The 23,598-nt window shown below is 36.4% G+C and carries 20 protein-coding genes and 1 pseudogene; 16 read left to right on the forward strand and 5 right to left on the reverse strand.

Annotated features, from left to right (window positions below; genetic code table 11):
- Nucleotides 1-16: 16 nt before the first annotated feature.
- Nucleotides 17-703, reverse strand: coding sequence for an ArsR/SmtB family transcription factor (locus ACHZEU_RS00215; protein WP_404803860.1), 687 nt, complete (start codon nt 701-703; stop codon nt 17-19).
- Between the two features lie 88 nt (nt 704-791).
- Here ACHZEU_RS00215 and ACHZEU_RS00220 point away from each other — a divergent pair, with 88 nt between their 5' ends.
- The 4 genes from ACHZEU_RS00220 to ACHZEU_RS00235 all read left to right on the forward strand — a co-directional run bounded on the left by ACHZEU_RS00220 (nt 792) and on the right by ACHZEU_RS00235 (nt 3,474).
- Nucleotides 792-1,100 carry an antibiotic biosynthesis monooxygenase family protein gene (locus ACHZEU_RS00220; RefSeq protein WP_404803861.1) on the forward strand — a complete coding sequence of 103 codons (309 nt, stop codon included), beginning with the start codon at nt 792-794 and terminating at the stop codon, nt 1,098-1,100.
- A 25-nt stretch (nt 1,101-1,125) separates the two neighbouring features.
- The gene (locus ACHZEU_RS00225) at nt 1,126-1,956 is read left to right on the forward strand and encodes a CbrC family protein (RefSeq protein WP_115673324.1); all 831 of its coding nucleotides are present in this window, start codon (nt 1,126-1,128) and stop codon (nt 1,954-1,956) included.
- 24 nt (nt 1,957-1,980) lie between these two features.
- Entirely contained in the window at nt 1,981-3,090 is a 1,110-nt protein-coding gene (locus ACHZEU_RS00230) for a PA2928 family protein (protein WP_404803862.1), read from the forward strand.
- Nucleotides 3,091-3,183: 93 nt separating this feature from the next.
- A complete protein-coding gene (locus ACHZEU_RS00235; protein ID WP_404803863.1) occupies nt 3,184-3,474 on the forward strand; it encodes a hypothetical protein in 291 nt (96 codons plus the stop codon).
- A 113-nt stretch (nt 3,475-3,587) separates the two neighbouring features.
- Here the strand turns inward: ACHZEU_RS00235 and rpoN are convergent, their stop codons facing one another.
- On the reverse strand, nt 3,588-4,907 hold the full coding sequence (gene rpoN, locus ACHZEU_RS00240; protein ID WP_279496349.1) for an RNA polymerase factor sigma-54: 1,320 nt from the start codon (nt 4,905-4,907) through the stop codon (nt 3,588-3,590).
- Nucleotides 4,908-5,415: 508 nt separating this feature from the next.
- Here rpoN and ACHZEU_RS00245 point away from each other — a divergent pair.
- From ACHZEU_RS00245 to ACHZEU_RS00285, 9 genes are all read left to right on the forward strand, one after another.
- Nucleotides 5,416-6,807: a sigma-54-dependent Fis family transcriptional regulator gene (locus ACHZEU_RS00245; RefSeq protein WP_054550437.1), complete on the forward strand. Its 1,392-nt coding sequence runs from the start codon at nt 5,416-5,418 to the stop codon at nt 6,805-6,807.
- Between the two features lie 320 nt (nt 6,808-7,127).
- Nucleotides 7,128-7,898 (forward strand): SDR family NAD(P)-dependent oxidoreductase, encoded by a 771-nt coding sequence (locus ACHZEU_RS00250; protein ID WP_279495283.1) that lies wholly within the window; start codon nt 7,128-7,130, stop codon nt 7,896-7,898.
- Nucleotides 7,899-7,925: 27 nt separating this feature from the next.
- Nucleotides 7,926-9,314 carry an aminomethyl-transferring glycine dehydrogenase subunit GcvPA gene (gcvPA, locus tag ACHZEU_RS00255; RefSeq protein ID WP_115673321.1) on the forward strand — a complete coding sequence of 463 codons (1,389 nt, stop codon included), beginning with the start codon at nt 7,926-7,928 and terminating at the stop codon, nt 9,312-9,314.
- Between the two features lie 22 nt (nt 9,315-9,336).
- Nucleotides 9,337-10,920 (forward strand): aminomethyl-transferring glycine dehydrogenase subunit GcvPB, encoded by a 1,584-nt coding sequence (gene gcvPB / locus ACHZEU_RS00260; RefSeq protein ID WP_279495281.1) that lies wholly within the window; start codon nt 9,337-9,339, stop codon nt 10,918-10,920.
- 12 nt (nt 10,921-10,932) lie between these two features.
- Nucleotides 10,933-11,679, forward strand: coding sequence for an SDR family NAD(P)-dependent oxidoreductase (locus ACHZEU_RS00265; protein WP_103118330.1), 747 nt, complete (start codon nt 10,933-10,935; stop codon nt 11,677-11,679).
- 20 nt (nt 11,680-11,699) lie between these two features.
- Nucleotides 11,700-12,527, forward strand: a complete 828-nt coding sequence (locus ACHZEU_RS00270; RefSeq protein WP_259419626.1) for an ABC transporter substrate-binding protein — start codon at nt 11,700-11,702, stop codon at nt 12,525-12,527.
- Between the two features lie 207 nt (nt 12,528-12,734).
- Nucleotides 12,735-13,430: an amino acid ABC transporter permease gene (locus ACHZEU_RS00275; protein WP_048392444.1), complete on the forward strand. Its 696-nt coding sequence runs from the start codon at nt 12,735-12,737 to the stop codon at nt 13,428-13,430.
- Entirely contained in the window at nt 13,405-14,127 is a 723-nt protein-coding gene (locus ACHZEU_RS00280; RefSeq protein WP_004230601.1) for an amino acid ABC transporter ATP-binding protein, read from the forward strand. The genes ACHZEU_RS00275 and ACHZEU_RS00280 overlap by 26 nt, the downstream gene beginning before the upstream one ends.
- A 30-nt stretch (nt 14,128-14,157) precedes the next feature.
- Nucleotides 14,158-15,810, forward strand: a complete 1,653-nt coding sequence (locus ACHZEU_RS00285; RefSeq protein WP_279495279.1) for a M20/M25/M40 family metallo-hydrolase — start codon at nt 14,158-14,160, stop codon at nt 15,808-15,810.
- Nucleotides 15,811-16,343: 533 nt separating this feature from the next.
- On the opposite strand, the pseudogene ACHZEU_RS00290 reads toward ACHZEU_RS00285, so the two are convergent.
- The 3 genes and pseudogenes from ACHZEU_RS00290 to fdhF form a co-directional block, all read right to left on the reverse strand.
- A pseudogene (locus tag ACHZEU_RS00290) lies at nt 16,344-17,390 on the reverse strand (Mrp/NBP35 family ATP-binding protein).
- A gap of 12 nt (nt 17,391-17,402) precedes the next feature.
- Nucleotides 17,403-17,882 (reverse strand): DUF1641 domain-containing protein, encoded by a 480-nt coding sequence (locus tag ACHZEU_RS00295; RefSeq protein WP_404803864.1) that lies wholly within the window; start codon nt 17,880-17,882, stop codon nt 17,403-17,405.
- A gap of 4 nt (nt 17,883-17,886) precedes the next feature.
- Nucleotides 17,887-20,823 carry a formate dehydrogenase subunit alpha gene (fdhF, locus tag ACHZEU_RS00300; RefSeq protein WP_404803865.1) on the reverse strand — a complete coding sequence of 979 codons (2,937 nt, stop codon included), beginning with the start codon at nt 20,821-20,823 and terminating at the stop codon, nt 17,887-17,889.
- Nucleotides 20,824-21,397: 574 nt separating this feature from the next.
- Here fdhF and ACHZEU_RS00305 point away from each other — a divergent pair.
- The 3 genes from ACHZEU_RS00305 to moaA are packed head-to-tail and all read left to right on the forward strand — an operon-like array spanning nt 21,398 to nt 23,590.
- Nucleotides 21,398-21,745 carry a DUF2294 domain-containing protein gene (locus tag ACHZEU_RS00305; protein ID WP_004230595.1) on the forward strand — a complete coding sequence of 116 codons (348 nt, stop codon included), beginning with the start codon at nt 21,398-21,400 and terminating at the stop codon, nt 21,743-21,745.
- A 12-nt stretch (nt 21,746-21,757) separates the two neighbouring features.
- Nucleotides 21,758-22,573, forward strand: a complete 816-nt coding sequence (fdhD, locus tag ACHZEU_RS00310) for a formate dehydrogenase accessory sulfurtransferase FdhD (RefSeq protein ID WP_004230594.1) — start codon at nt 21,758-21,760, stop codon at nt 22,571-22,573.
- Complete coding sequence (gene moaA, locus ACHZEU_RS00315) at nt 22,574-23,590, forward strand: GTP 3',8-cyclase MoaA (RefSeq protein ID WP_054550427.1); 1,017 nt, start codon at nt 22,574-22,576, stop codon at nt 23,588-23,590.
- Nucleotides 23,591-23,598 lie beyond the last annotated feature (8 nt).

Genomic DNA, 23,598 nt, shown 5'->3' on the forward strand with positions numbered 1-23,598 from the left:
CGTGCCCTTTCCTAATTTACAAATCTAAATGAAAGACCTCTTTAAAGCCTATTTTCCCTTTCTCCGTCACTTTAATGGCGCGAATAGAGGGAACTCGTAAAAGCCAACCAAGGTTGAAAAATTGATTTAATAGCTCACAGCCTAGTGCACYAGMTAAATGATAACGCCGTTCACTCCAATCTAAACAGGCATGAGAAAAGGATCGTCGTTTTCTCTTTAAAGCAGTTAAATCGATTCCGAATGTCGTAAAAAATAATATGCCCTCATCTGTCAGGACAAATTGTTTACCCTCCAATGTAAGATAGCCTGCCTTGAGCATCGATTCCGTTAATTGGACACCCAATTTACCAGCAAGGTGATCATAGCAAGTTCTAGCATCCTGTAATAACTTGATTTGGCTCGATTGCTTTAATGAACGTACTTCAGGTGGTGGAGAGATGGCTAGGAATGACTCTMAAAATTGAKCAATGTCCTCACCAGCCAATTGAAAATAACGATGACGTCCCTGCTTTTCAACTTTTAKCAGCTTKCCTTCTACKAATTTAGCAAGATGAAAGCTAGCAGTTTGTGGTTTGATGGCAGCCATATATGCTAGTTCACTAGCCGTATGAAAACGACCGTCCATCATACTAGCAAGTATGGTTGCCCTTGACGTTTCACCAAGAAGTGCCGCTATTTCTGCCATGTTTGGATTAATTCCCATTCTGTCACAATCCTTTCAGTGTCCTATATTTAGATTTTAGTCAAAGTCATTATGGTTTACAATAAAAGTAATAGAGGAGGAGAAATAAATGGAAACATATTATGCAGTGATTTTTACATCGCAAAGAACTGAGCAAGATGGGGATGGCWATGGCAAGATGGCTGACCTAATCGATGCCTTAGCACAGCAACARCCTGGTTTCATTCGTGTTGAAAGTGTTAGAAATGAGGAAGGAAAGGGCATAACGGTGTCTTATTGGGAATCGCTAGAGGCTATCCAAGCATGGAAAGACAATGCCAAGCATTTAACAGCACAACAATTGGGTAAAGACAAATGGTACACAAACTATAAAGTGGAAATCTGCCAAATGATAAAAGATTATTCATTTGCCAAATAGCAAGTAAGAAGGAGGCTTATTTTTTATGACGATTGTGGAAGAATGGCACGAACTAAGACAAAAATTTAATCCTTCCAATCCGATAACCATTAATCAAATGCATATTTTTAAAGATCAATTAAAGCAGGTTCAACAAACAGAAGAAACATTAAGGATATTAGTAGAGGTCTACTGTTTACTTAGGATGTATCCTGAGGCATATCAGTTATTTACTGTCATTATGAATAAAGACGATAAAAAGGATCGAAAAAAGTATGGCGTTCTCCAGACCTACATAGATAAACCAAATTCGGTGAATCCTCTGCTGCCAAGAAAAATTAGAGACCATCAGCAGCTTAAAACGAAAATTCCAACGTTTAAATATCTACCAAACCCTCTAGAGGCTGAAATTTTTGAAACAGATGAAATCGTTGTATGTGATTGTTGCGAGCAAGAAGTGGATGTCTATTATACTGGTGGTATTTATGCAATTGAGGAAGTAGATTATCTTTGTCCTTCCTGCATCCATAGTGGGGAAGCAGCTCAAAAATATGATGGTTCTTTCCAGCAAGACTTAATGGAGGATGAACAGGTTACGAACCCCAAGTTTACTGAGGAAGTACTCTTTCGGACGCCTGGCTATGTAAGCTGGCAGGGCAATAATTGGGTGGCACATTGCTCTGACTATTGTGCGTTTATCGGCTATGTTGGTTGGCGTGATTTAGTAGAGTTAGGAATTGAGGATCAATTTGATAATTATACCGGCTTTTCAAAAGAAGAACTTTCTGCATCCTTAATGAACAATGGTCATCATCAAGGCTATTTATTTCAATGCTTGGAATGTGACCGTTATGTGCTTTATTCAGATTTTAGTTAGTCGTTGTTTGAGGGGGGTAGAGAAGTGGAACAATTTCTACAACGATATATCTATTCATGGCGTTTAAATGGTTGGCTTATCCACGATATTTTTTTCTGCATCGTGCTAGGTACGGGACTTCTACTATTTTTGTTTATCGTCATGAAACGAAAACGACTCGTTATTTCTAGCATTTTGCTCATTGCCTTTTTATTCGTCAGTAATCTATTAATGATTGTTTTTGGCTTAGCGGGGAGAGGCTTTCCCATTAAATCCGATTCGCCGATTTATACAGATGATTCACAAAGCATTGCTGTTCAAATGGTGCAAGGCTCAGAAAATAATGGGACATCGAATGGAATTACGCATTTAATCGCACATCATCTCCTAGTAGCTGTGAATTTACAAACAGGTGAAAAGCAATGGACAAAATCAGCTTCCTATAAAGAAACACTGCTTGGGGAAKTTATGGKGRGKGKTCTTGTCCATCATCGTGATGATGAGTTTGGTCAATTATCCTTGGTAGATATGGAAACAGGCAAAGAACTACTTTCTGAAAAAGATTTTCGAACGCAACATCCGTCATTAATAGCGATATTGAGCAATAATGCACATCAAATGGCTGTCCTAGAGAACCATTTATATTTGGAAGGGGTCGATGGCAAATTCTATCGCTTTGATGGTAAAACATTAAGTGAGGATGCGAAGGCTCAAGATTACCTATCTGCCCGTTTTTTCATCGAGACAGAGTTGCCGGGCTATTTTGCTAMACATCCACAGCCTGTAGAGGATTATCAGGCCATTCGCGATTTTAGTCAAGCTGTCCTAACCGAGCCAGCCATTCAAGCCTATGAAAATTTACAACCAAAAGTGGTGGATGTAGATATCATAGAAAAAACGGCTCTTGTTTCATATAGGCAAACACAGCGAGAAAGTGCTGAACACATGWTAKTGCKCTATGATATGAACAAACATCAGGTATTGTGGGAACGCAATATTGGCATCATTAATTCCCAACAACAACAGCCCACTGTTCGGACATTAGAGAATAGCTACGTCATTCAAGCTGGTGATAGATTACTAGTATTCGATAAAGATACGAAAAAGAGGTCTGTTCACTATCATCTACGTTGGAATCGTCCTATTGATGAGTGAAATCTACTGGAAAAATCGTTCTTTTTTTGATTCGCCAAAAAAGGAGTATAATTTAATAGGAAGAAACTCTTTTTAAAAGGACGGCGTGCAAATATGAATGAACAATTAGTAGATTGGATTATACGCTTTCAAAGGGATAAGGATATTGAAGCACTGGCCCATTTAAAAGATTATTGTTATGAGATGATCGAACCTTTGATGGAAGAATTTACGATGAAGTATGGCGAAGAAGCAGGCCAGTTATTACGCCTAAAGTGGGATAAACGATTTTATTTTATATTTACAAAATATCAAGTGAATGTAGGGCTACCTCTAGAGACATTTGTAAAAAATACGTATCGTTTTTATTTCATGCAGGTGTTACAAAAGGCTGGTTATAAGTAATAGAAAAAACCCTTCATTTGGGAACTGACTATCGTTTTTGAGACAGTCAATCCCATAATGAAGGGTATTTATTTTGTCTTTATACTCTTATAAGTAACTGATAATAAAGTTTTTTATAAATAAATGCGTTTAGATGAATTGGCTATGTTCAATTCTTTACGATATTTTGAAACTGTGCGTCGTGAAATTCGAATACCCTCAGTTTCTAATTTTTCAGTTAGTTGTTGATCTGATAAAGGAGTTTTTCTATTCTCATTTTCTACTAATTCTTTAATGCGACTTTTTATATAGGACACAGAATCAAGCTTTCCTGAATCGTTGATAATTCCTTTTGTAAATAAAGACTGGAGTGCAAAGATTCCATGTGGTGTACGGATAAATTTATTTTTAACCGCACGACTTATGGTGGATTCATGCATATTTAATGCTTGTGCAACATCTTTTAAACGCATAGGAGATAAGGCTTTTATTCCAAGTTCAAAGAATGAAGCTTGTAAATCAAGAAGTAATCGTGTCAGGCTGTATAAAGTTTTATCACGTTGAGCTATTCCTTGCGTTAAAGCTATAATATCGTTCATGCATTGTTGGTAATAGGCATAATCTTCAACGGACTCTTTTAATAGATCTACGTAATCTTGATTAATTTCTATTTTAGGTAAAAACCGATTATTTAGTTCTATTATCCATTCCCCATTTAATTTGCTAATGATTATATCAGGTATAATATACGCGCTAGTAGCATTATTATCCAATGAAGCTGGGATGGGTTTTAGGTTTCTTATATATAGAATTGTTCGTTGAGTTTCTTCTATTGAAATGTCGTAAGTTGTACTTAATAATTTAATTGATAAATTAGCTACTTGTTCTAAATGATGTTGAATGAATGGAGCTGCAAATGGTGGGGCTTCTATATCATTGTAAATTTGAATTAATAAATACTCTTTCATATTTCTAACGCCAACGCCAAGAGGTTCGAATGTTTGTAATAGATCCAACATTGTATTTATATGGTCTAAAGAGATGTTAAATGATTTAGCAACTTTGGATAAATCTACATTTAAAAATAGATGTTCATCGAGGTTATGTATGAAATATTTTAAAATTTCTCTGTCATGTGGTGTAAGATTTAGATGTAAAGGTATTTGATCGAGTAGTTGGGTAATATATGAATGTTGCTGTGTTAATCGAGTTTGAATGAAATCATACTGTTGCTTTTGCTTAGGTTGAATACCTTTTATGGACATTGTGGCAAGGTCTACAATATCCTTTGTGTGATTCATGTTTTTTTCAATGACAGTTAATAGTGGATTTTCATTTGATTTCTCATAAATATGTTGTTCTAATTCGGAGCTGGAGTATTGTAGTAGTTCCAATTGATGAATGAGTTCAGTTGTCAACGTTTGAGTAATTTGTTGTGAGACGTTTAAATTCATTTTCAAGGGAATCACCTCATTTTCTCTATGTAATGTTATTATTATCTAATCTACATATTTTGTCTATAATGGATCAGATATTTAGTAAAAAAACATAATGCTTAAAGGTAAATAGTTCTTACAATGAGTAGCAAAGCAGATAAAGATCAATGACGTTGTTGAATGAGATAAACTTCTTATTTAGAGGATGTTATAGAATATAGACATAGTTATAAATGTTAGCTACAGGAATGCCCCATTTAAAGTTAGATTTTCCTTTAACTTTTATGGGGCAATTCAATTTTGCATGGCATTTCTCATGCTCTATAATCCTAACTTGAAGAAAATTATAAAGGTAAGATGTAACTTTTGGCGAATTAAAAAAGATAAGATAATTAAATTAAACTTCCGTAAAAGGTGTAATTTTCATGAAACCTAATCTATTAACTATTTTACGGACTATTACGAGCTATTTTCACTATAAACAATTTGGCTATATTACTTTTTCGATTTTTGTGGGGGGAATATCATGTTGAATGCCGAAAAATTAGTGCAATCTATGCTGGATGCATTTGGTGAACTATTACAATTGGAAATGGCCTATTTCACTTCGAATGGTGAAGTTTTTATAGCAACGGAAGAATATAGAAAGCAAAAAGGGATTCAGGTACACCTTCCGTTCTTTCAGAAGTATTATTCTAAATCTGTTCAATATTTACAAAAACCTGGTCAAATGAAAGTGTGTTCTGGTTGTAGGTTCCAAAATAACTGTCCATCTAAAGTGGAAATGCTAATGAATTTAGTAAAAGGAGATCGTCACTTCGGATATTTGACATTTGTCAGTTTTACAGATGAGGGGGAGAAAAAATTTTCATCTGAGCCGAAGGAATATCAGTATTGGTTAGCTCGGTTGGGAGATATGATTATTAATGCCTTGAACAACGAAGGATCCTATTTATTGCTTGAAAATAAAAAAGGATTTGATACGAAATATGTATTAGGCAACGCACCTCACTTACAACTTATAAAGAGTAAGTTAAGTAGTATTGCGAATAGCCCATCTTCAATTGTCATAACAGGAGAGACGGGAACAGGGAAAAGTTTATTAGCGAAATATATTCATTCAAATAGCATTACACACAAAGGGAAATTTATAGAGTTGAATTGTGCAAGCATTCCAGAAAACTTGTTTGAAAGCGAGTTGTTTGGCTATGATGAAGGGGCGTTTACAGGGGCTAGAAGAAAAGGGAAAATGGGCTATTTTGAAGTAGCAGATAAAGGTACTTTATTCCTCGATGAAATTACAGAATTACCATTACATTTACAAGCGAAGCTATTAACAGTTTTGCAAGATGGGCTTATTTATAGAGTCGGAGCAATTGAGCCTAGAAAAGTAAATGTAAGGATTATTGCTGCGACAAATAAACCTTTAGAAGATATGGTGAGAAAAGGTGAGTTTCGTTCGGATTTATATTATCGACTAAATGTGATCCCTTTAACATTACCTCCTTTAAAAGAAAGAACAGATGAAATTGAATATTTGATTGTAAAATTACTTGAAAAGATTCAGCATAAAACAGGGAAATTTATTAAAGATTTTTCGCAGGAATTTTTGGAGGAATTGAAATCATACTCTTGGCCAGGAAACATAAGAGAGTTAGAAAATGTATTAGAGTACAGTATGGTAATGGAAAATTCCCTACAATTAACAAGGGAAAGCTTACCGAAATATATCATCGAGAATAATCAAGCACAAAATCTTTATAGCAATTCTAATCTATTGAAAGATACGGAAATGGAGGTCATCTACCAAATGCTCTCTATATATGGAAATGACACTGCTGGAAAAGAACGTGTTGCTGAAGAATTAGGCATAAGTACAAGAACGCTTTATAGAAAACTAAAAAGTGTAAATTTATAGTATAAGTTTGACACAAATACCTTGCTTTTAGAGATTTTTAAATTTCTCACCTCCTTAAGGGGAATTTAAAATGAACTTTCTAGGTATTTGTGTTTTTTTATGGCTAATTTTAATGACAAAAGTGACAACGGAATTGACAAAAATGGCAAAAAGGAAATTTAGTATATTTTTGAATCTTTTACTATACACATTTTGAAAATCCTTTAACATCAGAACTTTCTGACATTTCGTAGATTAAAATTGTAAATGGATTTGTGTTTCTACACTTGGCACGTATTTTGCTAGATATATAGTAAGCAAAGGGAAGGAGGAAGATTTATTTGGTAGATTATTTTGAATTGGAAGGTAAAGTGGCTGTGATTACAGGAGGGGCCTCAGGGATTGGCCTTGCAACAGCTAAATTATTAAGTGAGTTGGGAACTAAAACTGTGATTTTAGATATTGATCAACAAAAAGGTAAGGATACTGAAAAAAGCTTTCAAGAAGCTGGTTTAGATGTTGAGTTTTTTAAATGTGATGTAACGAATACACAAGATTGCAAAAGTGTGGCTGATTCTATACAGGAGAGATACGGAAAAGTAGATGTACTTTTTAATAATGCAGGCATTATCCGTAGAAAAACAGTGGTGGATTTAGAGGAAGCGGATTGGGATGCTGTTATTAATGTTTCTCTAAAAGGGGTCTATCTACTTTCGAAATACTTAATCCCACTCATGAGAGGAAATGGTGGCAGTATCATTAATACTGGTTCTGGGTGGGGAATCAAGGGTGGAGACAAAGCTGCATCTTACTGTGCTGCAAAAGCAGGGGTTGTAAATTTAACAAAGGCTATGGCTATTGATCATGGTCCAGAAAATATTCGCGTAAATTGCATTTGTCCTGGAGATACAGATACGCCATTACTTCGTGGAGAAGCAAAACAATTAAATATAGATGAATCAAGTTTCTTACGTAGTTCAGCTATTGATAGACCGTTAGCAAGATTAGGAACACCTGAAGATATTGCTAAAGGGGTACTATTCCTTGCAAGTAATTTATCTGCTTGGGTTACAGGAACGACATTAACAGTTGATGGTGGCGGCTTAGCCTAAAAATAATTATAGAGGGAGGCAAATTAAATGAGTAAAAAGGTCCATCCATATATCCCTAATATGGTATCTGAGGTAAAGCAAGAAATGTTAGATGAAATTGGTGTTCACTCCGTTGAGGAGCTTTATTCGTGTATTCCGGAGGATTTACATTTTAAAGGTACCATGAATATTCCAAAAGCTTTGAATGAATTAGAGTTACGACGCCATATTGAGGGTCTTTTAAATAAAAATGTAAGTACCAATGAATATATTAATTTTCTAGGAGCTGGTTGCTGGCAACACTTCATACCAGCCGTATGTGATGAAGTGAATCAACGTGCAGAATTTTTAACAGCTTATGCAGGAGAGCCTTATGAGGATCATGGACGCTTTCAAGCATTATTTGAATATCAAAGCTTAATGGCGGAGCTTGTGGATATGGAAGTAGTGAATGTTCCTACATTCGATTGGGCCCAAGCTGCATCTACATCAATTCGTATGGCGAGTCGGATTACAAAGCGTACGAAAATATTACTTGCTAATACACTTTCTCCTGAACGCAGAAAAGTTATTACAAACTATGGTACACCACAGTTATCATTTGAAGGAATAAAATTCAATCTTAATACAGGATTAATGGACTTAGCCGATTTAGAAGCAAAGTTGTCAAACGAAGTTGCAGCTATTTACTTTGAAAATCCATCCTATTTAGGTTTTATCGAGTCGCAAGGTCAGGAAATTTCACAACTTGCTAAAAAATATGGGGTACTTATGATAGTAGGAGTTGATCCAAGTTCTCTAGGGGTATTGGCACCACCAAGTCAATATGGAGCGGATATCGTCTGTGGAGATCTTCAACCATTAGGTATGCACATGAATTATAGTGGAGGGCAAGCTGGATTTATTGCAACATATAATGATCCAAAATTTGTTAATGAATATCCATCACGATTGTTCGGTATTATTCCGACTGTAAAGAAAGGTGAATATGGTTTTGGTGACATTGCCTATGATCGTACGTCCTTTGCAGATAGAGAAAACGGTAAGGAGTCTGTAGGCACACAAACAGCTCTTTGGGGGATTACAGCAGGTGTGTATTTATCATTAATGGGACCAAATGGCATGTACGAGTTAGGTCAAGCCATTATGCAAAACAGTCAGTATGCAGTAATGCAATTGAATTCTATTAACAATATTCGGGGTTCAAGAATTACCTCTCCATTTTTCAAAGAGTTCATTATAGATTTTAACGATACAGGATTAACAGTAGAAGAAATAAATTCACGATTACTTGAGCAAAAAATCTTCGGTGGTAAAGACTTATCGTTGGAATTTCCTGAATACGGTCAAGCAGCACTTTATTGTGTAACTGAAGTTCACACTAAAGAGGATATTGATAAGTTAATCAATGCTTTAGCTACAATTGTTGGATATTAAATAGGAAGAAAGGAGTTTTAACGTGGATAAGATTCTAAGAGAGAATGTAAATAAAGATTTTCATCAAGCTAAATGGAATGAACCTATCATTTTTGAGTTACATCAATCAGGAGAAGTTGGAGTAGAAGTTCCGCAACCTTCAAATGAGATTGTAGAAGCAGTCGGTGATGGTGTTTCATCCTTACCTCAGAAAATGAAAAGAGTAAATAAACCAAATTTACCAGAAATAGGACAAGCGCGGGTGTTACGACATTATGTAAGACTATCGCAAGAAACATTAGGCTCTGATTTTAATGTTGAAATTGGACAAGGCACTTGTACGATGAAGTATATTCCAAAAATTAATGAATTGCTTATTCGTAATCCTAAAATAATGGAATTACATCCTTTACAAGAGGGTAGTACTGTCCAAGGAATGCTAGAAATTATTCACAATTTGGACTTAGCGATGCGTGAAATTTCGGGGATGGATTGTTTCTCTTTCCAACCAAGTGGTGGTACACAAGCGTTGTTTGCGATGGCATCGATTGTACGCAAATATTTTGAAGTAAAAGGTGAAGCAGATCAACGTAATGAAATTATTACAACCATCTTCTCACACCCTTCTCAAGCAGCAACCGCAGTAGTAAAAGGTTATAAAATAATAACTATTCATCCAGATAAAAATGGTTTTCCGGATATTAATAAATTGAAAGAAGTTGTATCCGAAAGAACAGCTGGTTTTGTTGTAGCTAACCCTGAAGATACAGGGATTTATAATTCTAAAATTAAAGAATTTACGAAAATAGTGCATGATGTTGGTGGAATTTGTTACTACGATCAGGCAAATGCCAATGGACTGTTAGGAATCACACGTGCAAGAGAAGCAGGTTTTGACATGTGTTTTTTCAATCTACACAAAACATTTGCAGCACCTCACATGTGTGGAGGGCCAGCAACAGGGGCTCTTGGGGTCACAGAAGAACTAAAGCCTTATTTGCCAGGTCCAATTGTTGAGAAAGAGGGAGACCAATATGTGTTAAATGATCAATTAGAGCATTCGATTGGAAAAGTACGATTATTCCATGGGGTAGCTCAAACGATTTTGCGTTCTTATGCTTGGATTAGAGCATTAGGCACAGATGGACTTAAAGCTGTGGCAGAAACAGCCGTATTAAATAACAATTATCTGTATAGTAAAGTATCAAAAATTCGTGGTGTAAGTGTGCCGTATATACAAGGGCAAAGATTAGAGCAAGTTCGTTATAGTTGGGAGCAGTTGGAGAAAGAAACAGGTGTTACAACAGAGGATGTACAGCGCCGAATGACTGACTTTGGTTTACATTACTGGACTAGTCATCATCCTTATATTGTTCCACAACCATTTACACTTGAACCAACAGAATCTTATTCTAAGGCAGATTTAGATGAATATATTCAAGCGCTTGAGCAGATTTCTAAAGAAGCATACGAAACGCCAGAAATTGTTAAAGCAGCACCGCAAAATAGCACAATTCATCAGTTAATTGAAGCAGACTATTTAGATGAGCCTTCTAAATGGTGTATTTCATGGAGGGTATATCTACAAAAGGTGAAAAATAAAAAAGAATTAATTAATAACCATTAGGGAGGTGTTTGAATGAGAACCAATCATAGAAGTTTAAAAAATAAGAGAGTAGTTATTACAGGAGGTGCTAGTGGTATAGGATTAGCCACAGCACAACGTTTTATAGAAGAAGAATCGATAGTGGCTATTTTAGATATTAATAAAGAGGGTATTGAACAGTCGATAAAAGAAAATCCCGGAATTGCTAAAGGCTATGTAGTAGATGTTAGTAATCCTGAAAATGTAAACGCTGTTTTTGAGAATATAAAAAGAGATTTAGGTGGTGTAGATGTTTTTATTGCGAATGCAGGTATTAGCATTCGCAATAAGTTTCTTGATATTAGTCCTGAACAATGGAGTAAAGTATTAAACATTAATCTTAACGGGGTATTTTATACTTCACAAGCAGCCGCAAAAATTATGGTGGAGCAGGGCAAGGGTGTCATACTTATGACAGCGTCTACAAATGGAGTGACAGGACATCCATTCTATGCTGACTACAATGCTTCCAAAGCAGGGGTTAATCTTTTAGCACGAACAATGGCATTGGAGCTTGCTCCAAATATCCGAGTTAATACGATATGCCCTGGATACGTACTAACCCCTATGCAAATGGCTGAGTATACCCCAGATATGTTGGAAGTTGTAAATGAAGGTATCCCTCTGAAACGACATGCAGATCCTAAGGAAGTCGGAGCATTATACGCTTTCCTTGCTTCGGATGATTCATCTTATATTACCGGACAAACAATTGCTATTGATGGTGGAGAACTAGCTTAATTAAATGGAGGGGTTATTTGATGAAGAAAAATAGATTCTATTTATTATTGGTGTTGGTTATTTCGCTAATGGCGGCATGTTCGGAAAATAAAACAAATACACAAGTTCCAGCTACTGCGGATGCAAAAAGTGAGGATCAGGATAAAAGTGTAACAACAGAAATGAAATTGGTTAAGGATGGTAAGTTAACATTTGCAATGAGTGGTTTACTAAAACCATTAAATTATAAGGAAAATCAAGAATTAGTAGGCTTTGATGTTGAAATAGGGAAAGAAATTTCAAAAAGGATTGGGCTTGAAGCAAATCCTGTAACAAATCCATGGGAAACAATTATTCAAGGGTTACGAGGTAATAAATATGATGCCATTATTGGCAGTATGACAGCTACTGAGGAAAGGTCTAAACAGGTCGACTTTTCAATCCCTTATTATGTTTCAGGTGCTACAGTATTTATCTCGAGTGAAAATAAGGAGATTAAAACGGTAGAAGATTTAAAGGGGAAAACGATAGGCGTGATGCAAGCTAGTACGTATGTTGAAGATGCAAAGAAATATACAGATAAAATCAAAGAATTCCCTAGTGAAATCTATGCATTACAGGATCTTCCACCAGGTCGGCTAGATGCAGTAATTACTGATAGAATTGTAGGTATTTCAGCAATGCAAGAATCAGGATTGAAGATTCAAGCCCTAGGAGAGGTCATTAAAAGAGAAGAAATTGCAGTGGCGATTAATAAAGATAATGAAGTTTTATTAGAAGCGATTAATAAGGCGATTGAAGAGATGGTTAAGGATGGAACGTATAAAGAAATAAGTATGAAATGGTTTGGGAAAGACTTGTTAGAATAACTGTTAAAAATAGTGTGCCTAGTATGCTAAAGACGTACTAGGCATAGCTATTAATTGTTCTAAAATATTAAAATTGTAGACTAAATAGATTGAAAATTCTTTCTATTTTACTTCCCACCAAAATCTAATTTTATTAATAAATTTTAGCTATCTATAGGAGTGTTTGTCTTTTACGTCCACATACTTAAAAGAGGTTAGGTGATTAATATGGATTTTCTCACAAATGTAACATCAATATTTCAAAAGCATGGCATTGAGTTTTTAAAAGCGACAGTTTTAACGATTGAATTAACCATTGTTTCTTTATTTATTGCTTGTGTGATTGGGTTAGTGTTTGCCTTCTTCAAAGTATCCAATATAAAAATCTTGGAAAGTATTGCTAACGGCTACATTTTTGTTGTTCGAGGTATGCCATTAATAGTACAACTTATGTTCTTGTATTACGGTATTTCTAGTATTTTCACTTTATCAGACTTTGCAGCAGGATCCATTGCGCTCGGAATTCATTCAGGAGCATATATTGCAGAAATTTTTCGTGGATCCATTCAATCTATTGATAAAGGCCAAATGGAGGCTGGTCGATCATTAGGAATGACATATTTTAAAACAATGAGAAGAATTATTTTACCACAGAGTTTTAAAAGAGCTATTCCAGCATTGGCTAATCAATTTATCATAGGGTTAAAAGATTCGTCTTTAGTAGCTTATATCGCAGTATCAGAATTGTTTAACCATGCACTGTCAACTCAAGCATACAACTATATGCCTCTTGAAACATACTTTGTTGTGGGAATTTACTATTTAATTTTAGTCTTATTATTCACGCTGTTATTTAATAAACTTGAAAGTCGACTGGATGTTGGAAGGAGGAAAAAACGTGATAAAGTTGAAATCGCTTTCTAAATCATTTGGTGACTTAGAGGTTTTAAAAGGTATAAATCTTGAAATTAATAAATCAGAAGTGGTTGTTCTAATAGGGGCTAGTGGATCAGGGAAGAGCACTTTATTACGATGTATGAATTTTTTGGAGATATTAGATTCAGGTACGATAAGCATTAATGATGAGATTATTGATGTAAAAAGAACTAATTTAAATCATGTAAGAGAAAATATGGGGATGGTATTTCAACATTTTAATTTATTTCCCCATTTAAGTGTTTTACAAAATGTAATAGAAGCACCAATTCAGGTGAAAAGGCAAAGTAAAGAGGAAGCGATTAAATTTGCTATGAATTTGTTAACACGAGTAGGTCTTGCTGATAAAGCCAATTACTATCCTGAACAACTATCTGGTGGTCAAAAACAACGAGTTGCTATTGCTAGAGCACTGGCAATGAATCCAAGTGTTATGTTATTTGATGAACCAACATCAGCATTGGATCCTGAGTTGGTAGGAGAAGTCTTAGAAACGATGAAAAACCTTGCTAAAGACGGAATGACGATGGTCGTCGTAACCCATGAAATGGGCTTTGCTAAGGAAGTTGCGGATAGGGTGATTATGTTAGCAGATGGCAAAATTATTGAAGAGGGCTCTCCAGTAGAAATTTTTAAAGCGCCAAAACAAGAAAGAACGATTAAGTTTTTGCAACAAGTTTTATAATTATTATCTTTAATTAGGGGATGATGAGAGATGTTAAAAACGTATGAAGAAGTATTAAAGGTTACGAACGAACTTGTAAATATTGAAAGCATTGTTAATACTGAAGGAGAAATTAACATATCAAAGTCATTGGCTAAAACAATTTCTAATTTACCTTATTTCCTGAAAAATCCTAAATATGTGTTTACTTCACGAACAATAGATGATGAGGTTGAAAGGTACAATGTGTTTGCATTTGTAAAAGGTACTAAAGGAGATAGTAATAAAACGGTTGTGCTAATGGGACATACAGATACGGTGGGTATCGATGATTATAATAGTTTGAAAGAGAAGGCTTGTTTACCTAATGAACTTCATGAAGCGTTAAAGGGTGAAAAAGTTCCGCCGTTGGTTCGAGAGCATTTAGAATCAAATGAATGGTTATTTGGAAGAGGAACACTTGATATGAAGAGCGGTGTTGCAAGCCATTATTATCTATTAAAATATTATTCTGAACACCCAGAGGAACTGAATGGAAATATCGTATTTTTTGCTGAATGCGATGAAGAGGATAGTTCTCATGGAGTATTGTCTGGTTTAAATGATTTAAAAATGTTAAAAGTAGAGCATGGATTTGATTACGCGGCATTAATTAACTCCGATTTCGTTGCTCCTAAGTATGAGGGGGATGAAAGTAGATATATATATAAAGGTAGCGTTGGTAAGCTACTCCCTTCTTTTTATATAACTGGGGTGGAAAGCCATGTAGGCTCTAGTTTTGAAGGAATCGACCCTAACTATATTGCTGCGGAGTTAACTAGACAAATTGCATATAACCCAGAGTTATGTGATAAATCGTTAGGAGAAACACCGATGCCACCTGTAAGTTTGAAGCAAACTGATTTTAAAGAGACTTATACAGTTCAGACAGCTCTTGCTTCATATGTATATTATAATTTCTTTGTGCAATCATGGTCACCTAAAGATGTGTTAGAAAAGCTAAAAGTCCATGCTGAAATTGCATTTAATAATGCAATAGCTAATTTAAATAATCATTATAAGAGATATTGCGAAATTAGTGGGCAGGAATATACAAAATTGCCATGGAAGACGAGGGTATTATTCTATGAAGAATTAGAACAATCAATTATTGTTGAATATGGGGACAATTACAAAGAGCATATAAAAAATTTTAAACACGAATTATTAAAAAATAAAGAGTTAGATGTACGCATGTTTTCTGCAAAAGTGGTAGAAGAAGTTTGGAAGTGGACCAAGGATAAGAGTCCTGCAATCATTATTTTTTATTCTTCATTGTACTCACCATGTGTAGAAGTAACTGGTAAAAATGAAAAAGAAAAAAATTTACTAACCGCTTTAGATTATGCAGTAGAAAAAGTTCAACCATATTATGATAAGCCTATTGTACAGAAAAATTATTTCCCTCATATTTGTGATATGAGTTGCGTGGCTATAAATGTCGATGAAGATAGTGTGAATTCAGTTGTTAACAATAACCCTAGCTGGAGAACTAAACATTATGTAAATTATGATGCCATTAGAGAACTAAATATCCCTGCAATCAATATTGGACCATATGGATATGATGCACATAATAGATATGAAAGAACAGAATTGAAATACACTATGGAAATAATGCCTAATTTAACAAAGCTAGTAATAGATAAATTACTTGAAAATTAAAGAGTTAATATTCATTTAAAGTAGCATCATGAACATGCAAACATGCAAAGGAGATAACTGCTGTGATGAATTAATATGACCTTCAATGACCAGTTCTACATGCATCCGTTTTAGTGATTATAGAACGTTTCGGATCTAAGCGAGGGTTAGGTCAGAAACATCTCGATTGGAGGATGATTAATCGTGCCATTACGGGACGTCATTCCTTTTTTACTTCTTGTTGATAATACAAATTATAGAGTCTCAATTTATATGCAAGGTAACTTTTTCTGACAGATGATGTGACTGAAGAAGTGTACCTAAGATAAAAAAATGGAGACGCAATAATTTTTAAACTCTAATTTATTCTCATACTTGTTTGGCGGGGCTTTTGCTTATCTAATTTTTTTCTTCTATATAATAACTTATTCTTGTTCACATAAAAAACACCTTCACGTTGATTGTTCGGGATGCTTATCCCCTTATTTCAACGTAAGGTGTTTTCATTTGTATCAGTTTTTAGATTAGTGCATGGTAAAAAAACAAATCAAGGGTTAAATATAGAGTAGATCTTCTGCTAAATGAGTAAACACTTCACCGATTATCGACACTTCATCATAGACCGAGGAACCTGTATTTTCCTCAGGTTGAGCAAAAGGAATTTGAGCGATTACATCTGTCTGTAATAAATCTGCTAATTGTTCGGCTCCGCCTTGTCCAAATAGATAGTTTTTTTGACCGTCAGCACCTTCAAAATAGGCCATGTTTTCAACAACACCAAGAATCCTGTGTTTCGTATGTTGCGCCATCAAGCCTGCACGAGATGCAACATGAGAAGCAGCAAGATGCGGTGTTGTCACGATGATTTCTTGGGCTTGTGGAATCATCGCAGCCATATCAATTGCAACATCTCCTGTACCAGGTGGTAAATCGATGAGGAGGTAATCTAAATCTCCCCATAGCGTGTTGACAAGGAAATTGCGAATCCACTTATTGAGCATAGGACCACGCCACATAACCGGCTAGTTGTCATTTGTAAAAAAGCCCATCGACATTATTTTTACGCCGTTACGTTCTACTGGAATCGCCGTTTGATCAAGCATGGTAGGCTTTTGATCAATCTTCATCATGGCAGGGATACTGAAACCATAAATATCAGCATCTAAAATACCTACACGTTTGCCAAGACGAGCAAGTGCAACCGCTAAATTAATGGTCACCGTAGACTTTCCAACACCGCCTTTACCACTTGTAATGGCAATGAATTGAACACCAGAATTAGGCAGTAGCATGTTTGGCATTCCTTGATCAGTCACATTCTTTGCCTGTAGAGAGGCGGTTAAAGTGCGGCGCTCCTGATCTGTCATAGAGCCAAAGCTAATGGTAACAGTGGAGGCACCAAGCGCTTGTAAGGCCTCCTCCACATCTTGCTGTATTTTCGCCTTTAACGGACATCCTGGTATGGTCAAAATAATATCTAGCGCTATATGGTTGTCATGTATATGAATGTTTCGCACCATATTMAAATCTACAATACTCTGATGTAGCTCAGGATCATTTACCTGTTTCAATGCGTTTACAACATTTTCTTTTGTTAACATTTAGGAACCACCTTATTCTTTTAAGCCTTTGCCGAGTCCCTTTAAGAAATGAACCCCAAAATTGAGCGCACGATTGACATCTGGATCGTTTATCATTTTCATGAGCTTAAAGGCACTGACCTTTTCATTAGATTCAAGTGCTTTGCTTGCTTCATCTACGCCTGTATTTAAGCCTTCAATCAGCTTAGTCGTTGTTTCAGGATTGAGCTCCGTCAATGCTCCCGCAACACCCATTAAATTGTTAATGATATTGGTTACAGGCTTACGTGTTAATTGTCCAAGTGCAATATGTGCCACTTCCTCTTTGGCTTCAAGTAGCTTCATTGCTGCTTCTAGTGCACCGATATCATTTAATTCGGCCATAATACTAAACACCTGATTGACGKCTTCTTCATTTTCAGAAAGCAGTTCTTTTAGATTATCTAATTTTTGTTCTTTTAGTTGTTCTTCTGTTAATTGTTGTTTTTTAATGCCTGTAATGGGTACAGCCATGCTCTCACTCTCTTTCGTTTATGGTTGTTAAGTGAACGTAGCCAGGACGATTCCATTTTCGTTGTACCTCAACACCATTTTGAGGATGACGCTTTTTATAGCGTGGGTTTGTGCGAGGAAGTGGTGATTTACCTTTTGCTTTTAGCACTTCTACTCGTACTTTTGTTTGTTTATAAGCTGGTGTTGACGTATTCACATCTGCTGCAGGGCCAGTTAGGAAGTTGATGGCTGAATCTTTGCTAACAGAGTTCATTGGTAAGAATAATTCGTTTCCTTGTACGCGATCTGTAACAAGAGCATTTAGCTTCAAGGCACCATATRGAGACACTAAACGAAGTAGGGCTCCATCTGCAATGCCTCGTTCTTTCGCCAATTCTGGTGATACTTCAACGAAAATTTCAGGTACTTTCGATTGAATACCTTTCGATTTATTTGTTAGATTTCCTTCATGGAAGTGTTCAAGCATACGGCCATTATTAATATGACAATCGTATTGTGCTTCAAACTCAACAGGCTGCACCCAATCATTTAAAGCAAAACGAGCTTTCTTATCAGGGAAGTTAAAGCCATCTTCATATAATAATGGTGTATCTTTACCATCATGGCTACCCCAACAGAAGCTTCCCCAGCCTTCAAGAACATCATAGTTGGCTTGTGAGAAGAGGGGAGACAGGCTCGCCATTTCATCAAAAATGTCGCTTGGGTGATCATAATGCCAATCTGCCCCTAAACGATGAGCAACAGCTTGCAATATTTCCCAATCTGCTTTCGACTCACCAAGTGTTGGTAATACTTGATACAGGCGTTGAACGCGACGTTCTGTATTCGTAAATGTACCTTCTTTTTCAAGCGAAGGCGCAGCAGGTAAAATCACATCTGCATATTGTGCTGTGCGTGATAGGAAACAATCTTGGACAACGAAAAAGTCAAGCTGTGAAAGCACCTCATCTACATGGTTGGCATTACAGTCAACAAGTGCCATATCTTCGCCCACTAAATACATCGCTTTCATTTTTCCTTCCATGATCGCATCTAACATTTGCATATTATTTCGACCAGGCTGTGGTTGAATAGGGACACCATAGGCTTTTTCGAATTTTGCACGTGCCTCGTCATCTGTGACTCTTTGATAGCCTGGCAATAGATTTGGAAGTGTCCCCATATCGCAGGCACCTTGCACATTGTTATGGCCGCGAAGTGGGTAGGCACCAGCACCTGGACGACGATAGTTCSCAGTTGCTAAAAGTAAATTTGAAATCGCTGCGGATGTATATGAGCCACCAGTATTTTGTGTTACACCCATGCCCCAAAGAACACATGTACCATCTGCATCACGAATCATTTCAGCTACTTCCATCAATGTTTCCTTACTAATACCAGTCATTTCTTGTGCATAATCAAGTGTATAGGTTGCAAGTACTTGTTTAAAATCATCATAATGAAGGACGTTTTCTTGAATAAACGCTTCATCATGCCAACCTTGATCAATGATATATTTGGTAACAGCCATTAACCAAACTTGGTCAGTACCTTGCTTTGGACGCATAAAGATGTCGGAACGCTCTGCCATTTCATGCTTACGAATATCAGCAACAATTAATTTCTGACCATGTAATTTATGTGCACGTTTCACACGTGTTGCTAAAACAGGATGGCCCTCAGCTGGATTAGACCCAACAATAATGACAAGTCCAGCCTTAGCAATATCTTTTATCGTACCAGCATCTCCTCCCATGCCAACTGTACGTAATAAACCATCAGTTGYAGGAGATTGGCAATAACGAGAACAATTATCGACATCGTTTGTTCCAAATAATTGACGGGCCATTTTTTGAATTAAGTAATTCTCTTCATTTGTAATTTTAGAAGAGGAGATAAAGCCAACAGATCCTGGACCATATTGTTGTTGAATGCCACCTAGTTTTGTTGCAATTAAATCAAGTGCTTCATCCCACGATGATTCCACAAACTCATTATTTTTACGAATGAGTGGTTTTGTAATACGTTCCTCAGAATTGATAAAATCCCAGCCGAATTTCCCTTTGACACATGTAGAAATCGCATTTACTGGACCATCGGAAGGCTGTACTTTTAAAATTTTACGACCCTTTGTCCAAACTTCGAACGAGCAGCCTACACCACAGAAAGTACATACTGTTTTTGTTTTTTTGGTGCGCTTACTACGCATGGCTGCTTCCACTTCAGAAACGGCAAAAATACCGCTATAGCCTGGTTCAACTTCCTTAATCAAACTGATCATCGGATCTAACATATCCTGTTTGAGGCCAGTCATAAATCCAGCCTCTCCAAGCATGGATTTTTCCATTAAGGCATTACATGGACATACGGTTACGCATTGACCACAACTTACACAGGAAGAATCATGGATAGCAACGCCCGTATCCCAAATGACACGTGGTCTTTCTGCTTCCCAATCAAGGGACAATGTTTCATTTACCTGTAGATTCTGACAAACCTCTACGCACTGACCACAAGCGATACATTGGTTAGGATCGTATCGATAAAACGGATGTGACATGTCCACTTCATGAGGTTCCACTTTTGGCTGGTAGGGATATTTTTGATGCTCGATTTCCATCATTTCGGCAGTGTTGTGTAAAGCACAATTGCCATTGTTGTTATCACAAACTGTACAATACAGTAAATGATTTTCGAGTAGACGGTCCATCGCTTCTGTTTGTGCCGCTTTTGCTTTGTCAGAAGTTAGGAGTACATTCATGCCGTCTACTGCCTTTGTAGAGCAGGAACGAACTAATTGGCCATTCACTTCCACGATACATGTATCACATGTTTCAATGGGGTCAACAGCGGGCACATGACAAATCTGTGGATGCGGAATGTCATGTTGATTAATGGTATCAAGGATTGTAGCTCCTTCTTTTACTTCATACGGTACGCCATTAATATTAATTTGAGTCAAGGTAACTTCCTCCTTTTGCACTTTGAGACGAATCGGATAACATGGTACAGCTTAAGACAAAAGGGAATAACAAATCGAGTTGGTGATTGTTGAAAAGATTGTCTTGTTATCATTGTAATTCCCAATGGTTCTTGAAGCTACCTCAAAATAGGTAAATTGCTAGATCATAACATGTTATCCATGTCTCGGTTTTGAAAAAATAAAAAAATCCACCATGAAATTACATGTCCGAGACATGCTAATAATTCATGGTGGATAWAATTCTTAGCAGGTCTTGCTAAAAACTCAATCTACTTTTATTTTTTAATTACAATAGAATTCAACTATTAAAAACACTATGCAACATCGTAACATAGGGTTCAAAATAAATTAATTCCATTTGTGATATGAATATTATAGCCCTTTCCTTCAAAATGAACAATATTTATCATAAAATTTATTAAATGAGAATTATTATCAAAAAGTATTTTCTCTTTTATTTTTTTAAAAGTTGCTATATCATTAACAAACTGTAAGGGTGGCCTACATAACCATTTGCCTAAAAAAGTTTAATTATGATGGGAGAATCGTTGCTATGTCTAAAAAAATCCACGAATTTAATGACATGATTCGAAAGTTAAGAAAGGAAGTATTTGGTAAAGGTCCTGAACGTATTCATACCGTTTTTGTCGAGAATATGGCTGTATCTACCTTATACGGAAATATCACTCCGACAGAAAAATTTATTGCCAGTACACCAGAAGGGCTGAAAATGGTGCATGCTGCAAGGACGAGTATGATTCAAGATTTATATAGACAATCGCCACCAGAGGGTATGGAAGAATTGATGGGCAGCAAATTACTTCACTTATTTTCAGATATTAAAATTGAAGAGGATTTTGCGATTTCCGTCTTTGTTTTTGAAAAGCATATCAGTGAATAAAGGGGATGCCTTATGGATCGAGCAATGACAAGAAAAATTGTGCGTGTTGAAGGACAACGAGTGACAGAAATGGTTGATTTAATTGTTTCAGAATACGCTGTTACCGTAAAAATTAATCAGCAGGAATTTGTCACGATGGTCTGTACACCAGAGTATGTAGAAGATATGGTTATTGGCTACTTAGCTTCTGAACGAGTGATTCGTAGTTTTGAGGATATTGAGGAAATTTGGCACCAAGAGAAAGAGGGTTTTGTGCATATTAAAACAAAGCATATTAATCCTTATTACCAACAGACGCAAAACAAGCGCTATATTACGTCTTGCTGTGGGATGAGTCGACAAGGGTTTGTGTTTACGAACGATGCATTAGTAGCGAAAAAAATGGATCAAGTCCATGTGCAAATAACGACCGAAGATTGCTTCCGTTTAATGCATGCGATGCAGGATAGTGCCGATATTTTTAAGAAAACGGGTGGTGTGCATAATGCTGCACTATGTGATGTAAATGGCATCGTCCTAAGTCGCATGGATATTGGACGTCATAATGCTTTGGATAAAATTTACGGCTATTGCCTACGCAACAACATCCGTATGGAAGATAAAATTATCGTCTTTAGCGGACGAATATCATCGGAGATTTTACTAAAGGTTTCCAAAATAGGCTGTGCCATCGTGCTGTCTAAATCAGCACCCACAGAATTAGCATTGCAATTAGCAGAGCAGCTTGGTATTACGACGGTTGGCTTTATTCGGCAACAGACATTGAATATTTATACACACCCACAACGCATCCTATTACCAGCTAATGAATTGAAAGAAGGAGATTAGATGACGAATCTACAAGACCAATTACACAGACCGTTAAGAGATTTAAGAATATCCGTGACAGATCGTTGTAATTTTCGCTGTCGCTATTGTATGCCAGCAGAAGTATTTGGTCCAGATTACGCATTTTTACCGTCTGATAAAATATTAAGTTTTGATGAAATTGAACGATTAGTAAAAATCTTTGTTTCATTGGGCGTGAAAAAAATACGGATTACAGGTGGGGAACCCTTACTACGTCGTGATTTGCCCGAATTAATTGCCCGTATTCACCGCATAAAAGGTGTAGAAGATATTGCTTTAACAACCAATGGCTCGTTATTAAAAAAATACGCACATTCATTGGCACAGGCAGGCTTAGCCCGAGTTTCTGTTAGTTTAGACTCGCTTGATGATGAGCGTTTTTTCGAGATGAATGGTCATAGAGGCAAGGTATTGCCAGTGTTAGAGGGAATTGAAAAGGCTGCAGAAGCGGGCTTACAAGTAAAAATTAATATGGTTGTTCAAAAAGGGAAAAACGAACAAGATATTGTTACCATGGCGCAGTTTTTTAAAGAAAAACAGCATATTCTACGCTTTATTGAATATATGGATGTAGGGAATTCGAACGGCTGGCGTTTGGATGATGTGGTGTCCAAAAAAGAGATTATTGAGCAAATCCATCGGTTTACGCCGTTACAACCAGTAGCGCCCAATTATAAAGGAGAGGTGGCAACGCGTTATCAGTATCAAGATGCTCAAGGTGAGATTGGTGTAATTTCATCTGTAACGGATTCATTTTGCTCCAATTGCTCACGTGCTCGGCTCTCTGCAGAAGGGTCATTATACACTTGTTTATTTGCAACAGAAGGCACGGATTTAAGGGAATTGTTACGTTCAGGGCAAGATGATGCTGCCATCATCAAGTGCATAACGAACGTTTGGGAAACAAGAAATGATCGTTATTCAGATGAACGCAATGAACAAACGATGGCAAAAAGGAAAACGTCAAAAATTGAAATGTCTCATATTGGGGGGTAGCGTGTAAA

This window comes from Lysinibacillus sp. S1 (genome assembly GCF_044986265.1).
GTDB classification, from domain to species: domain Bacteria; phylum Bacillota; class Bacilli; order Bacillales_A; family Planococcaceae; genus Lysinibacillus; species Lysinibacillus capsici.

Excerpts from the sequence above, each read along its gene's own strand:
- ACHZEU_RS00225 (WP_115673324.1), top strand. The coding sequence starts at position 1,126 with ATGACGATTGTGGAAGAATGGCACGAACTAAGACAAAAATTTAATCCT.
- ACHZEU_RS00235 (WP_404803863.1), top strand. The coding sequence starts at position 3,184 with ATGAATGAACAATTAGTAGATTGGATTATACGCTTTCAAAGGGATAAG.
- rpoN (WP_279496349.1), bottom strand. The coding sequence starts at position 4,907 with ATGAATTTAAACGTCTCACAACAAATTACTCAAACGTTGACAACTGAA.
- ACHZEU_RS00245 (WP_054550437.1), top strand. The coding sequence starts at position 5,416 with ATGTTGAATGCCGAAAAATTAGTGCAATCTATGCTGGATGCATTTGGT.
- gcvPA (WP_115673321.1), top strand. The coding sequence starts at position 7,926 with ATGAGTAAAAAGGTCCATCCATATATCCCTAATATGGTATCTGAGGTA.
- ACHZEU_RS00265 (WP_103118330.1), top strand. The coding sequence starts at position 10,933 with ATGAGAACCAATCATAGAAGTTTAAAAAATAAGAGAGTAGTTATTACA.
- ACHZEU_RS00270 (WP_259419626.1), top strand. The coding sequence starts at position 11,700 with ATGAAGAAAAATAGATTCTATTTATTATTGGTGTTGGTTATTTCGCTA.
- ACHZEU_RS00275 (WP_048392444.1), top strand. The coding sequence starts at position 12,735 with ATGGATTTTCTCACAAATGTAACATCAATATTTCAAAAGCATGGCATT.
- ACHZEU_RS00285 (WP_279495279.1), top strand. The coding sequence starts at position 14,158 with ATGTTAAAAACGTATGAAGAAGTATTAAAGGTTACGAACGAACTTGTA.
- ACHZEU_RS00305 (WP_004230595.1), top strand. The coding sequence starts at position 21,398 with ATGTCTAAAAAAATCCACGAATTTAATGACATGATTCGAAAGTTAAGA.
- fdhD (WP_004230594.1), top strand. The coding sequence starts at position 21,758 with ATGGATCGAGCAATGACAAGAAAAATTGTGCGTGTTGAAGGACAACGA.
- moaA (WP_054550427.1), top strand. The coding sequence starts at position 22,574 with ATGACGAATCTACAAGACCAATTACACAGACCGTTAAGAGATTTAAGA.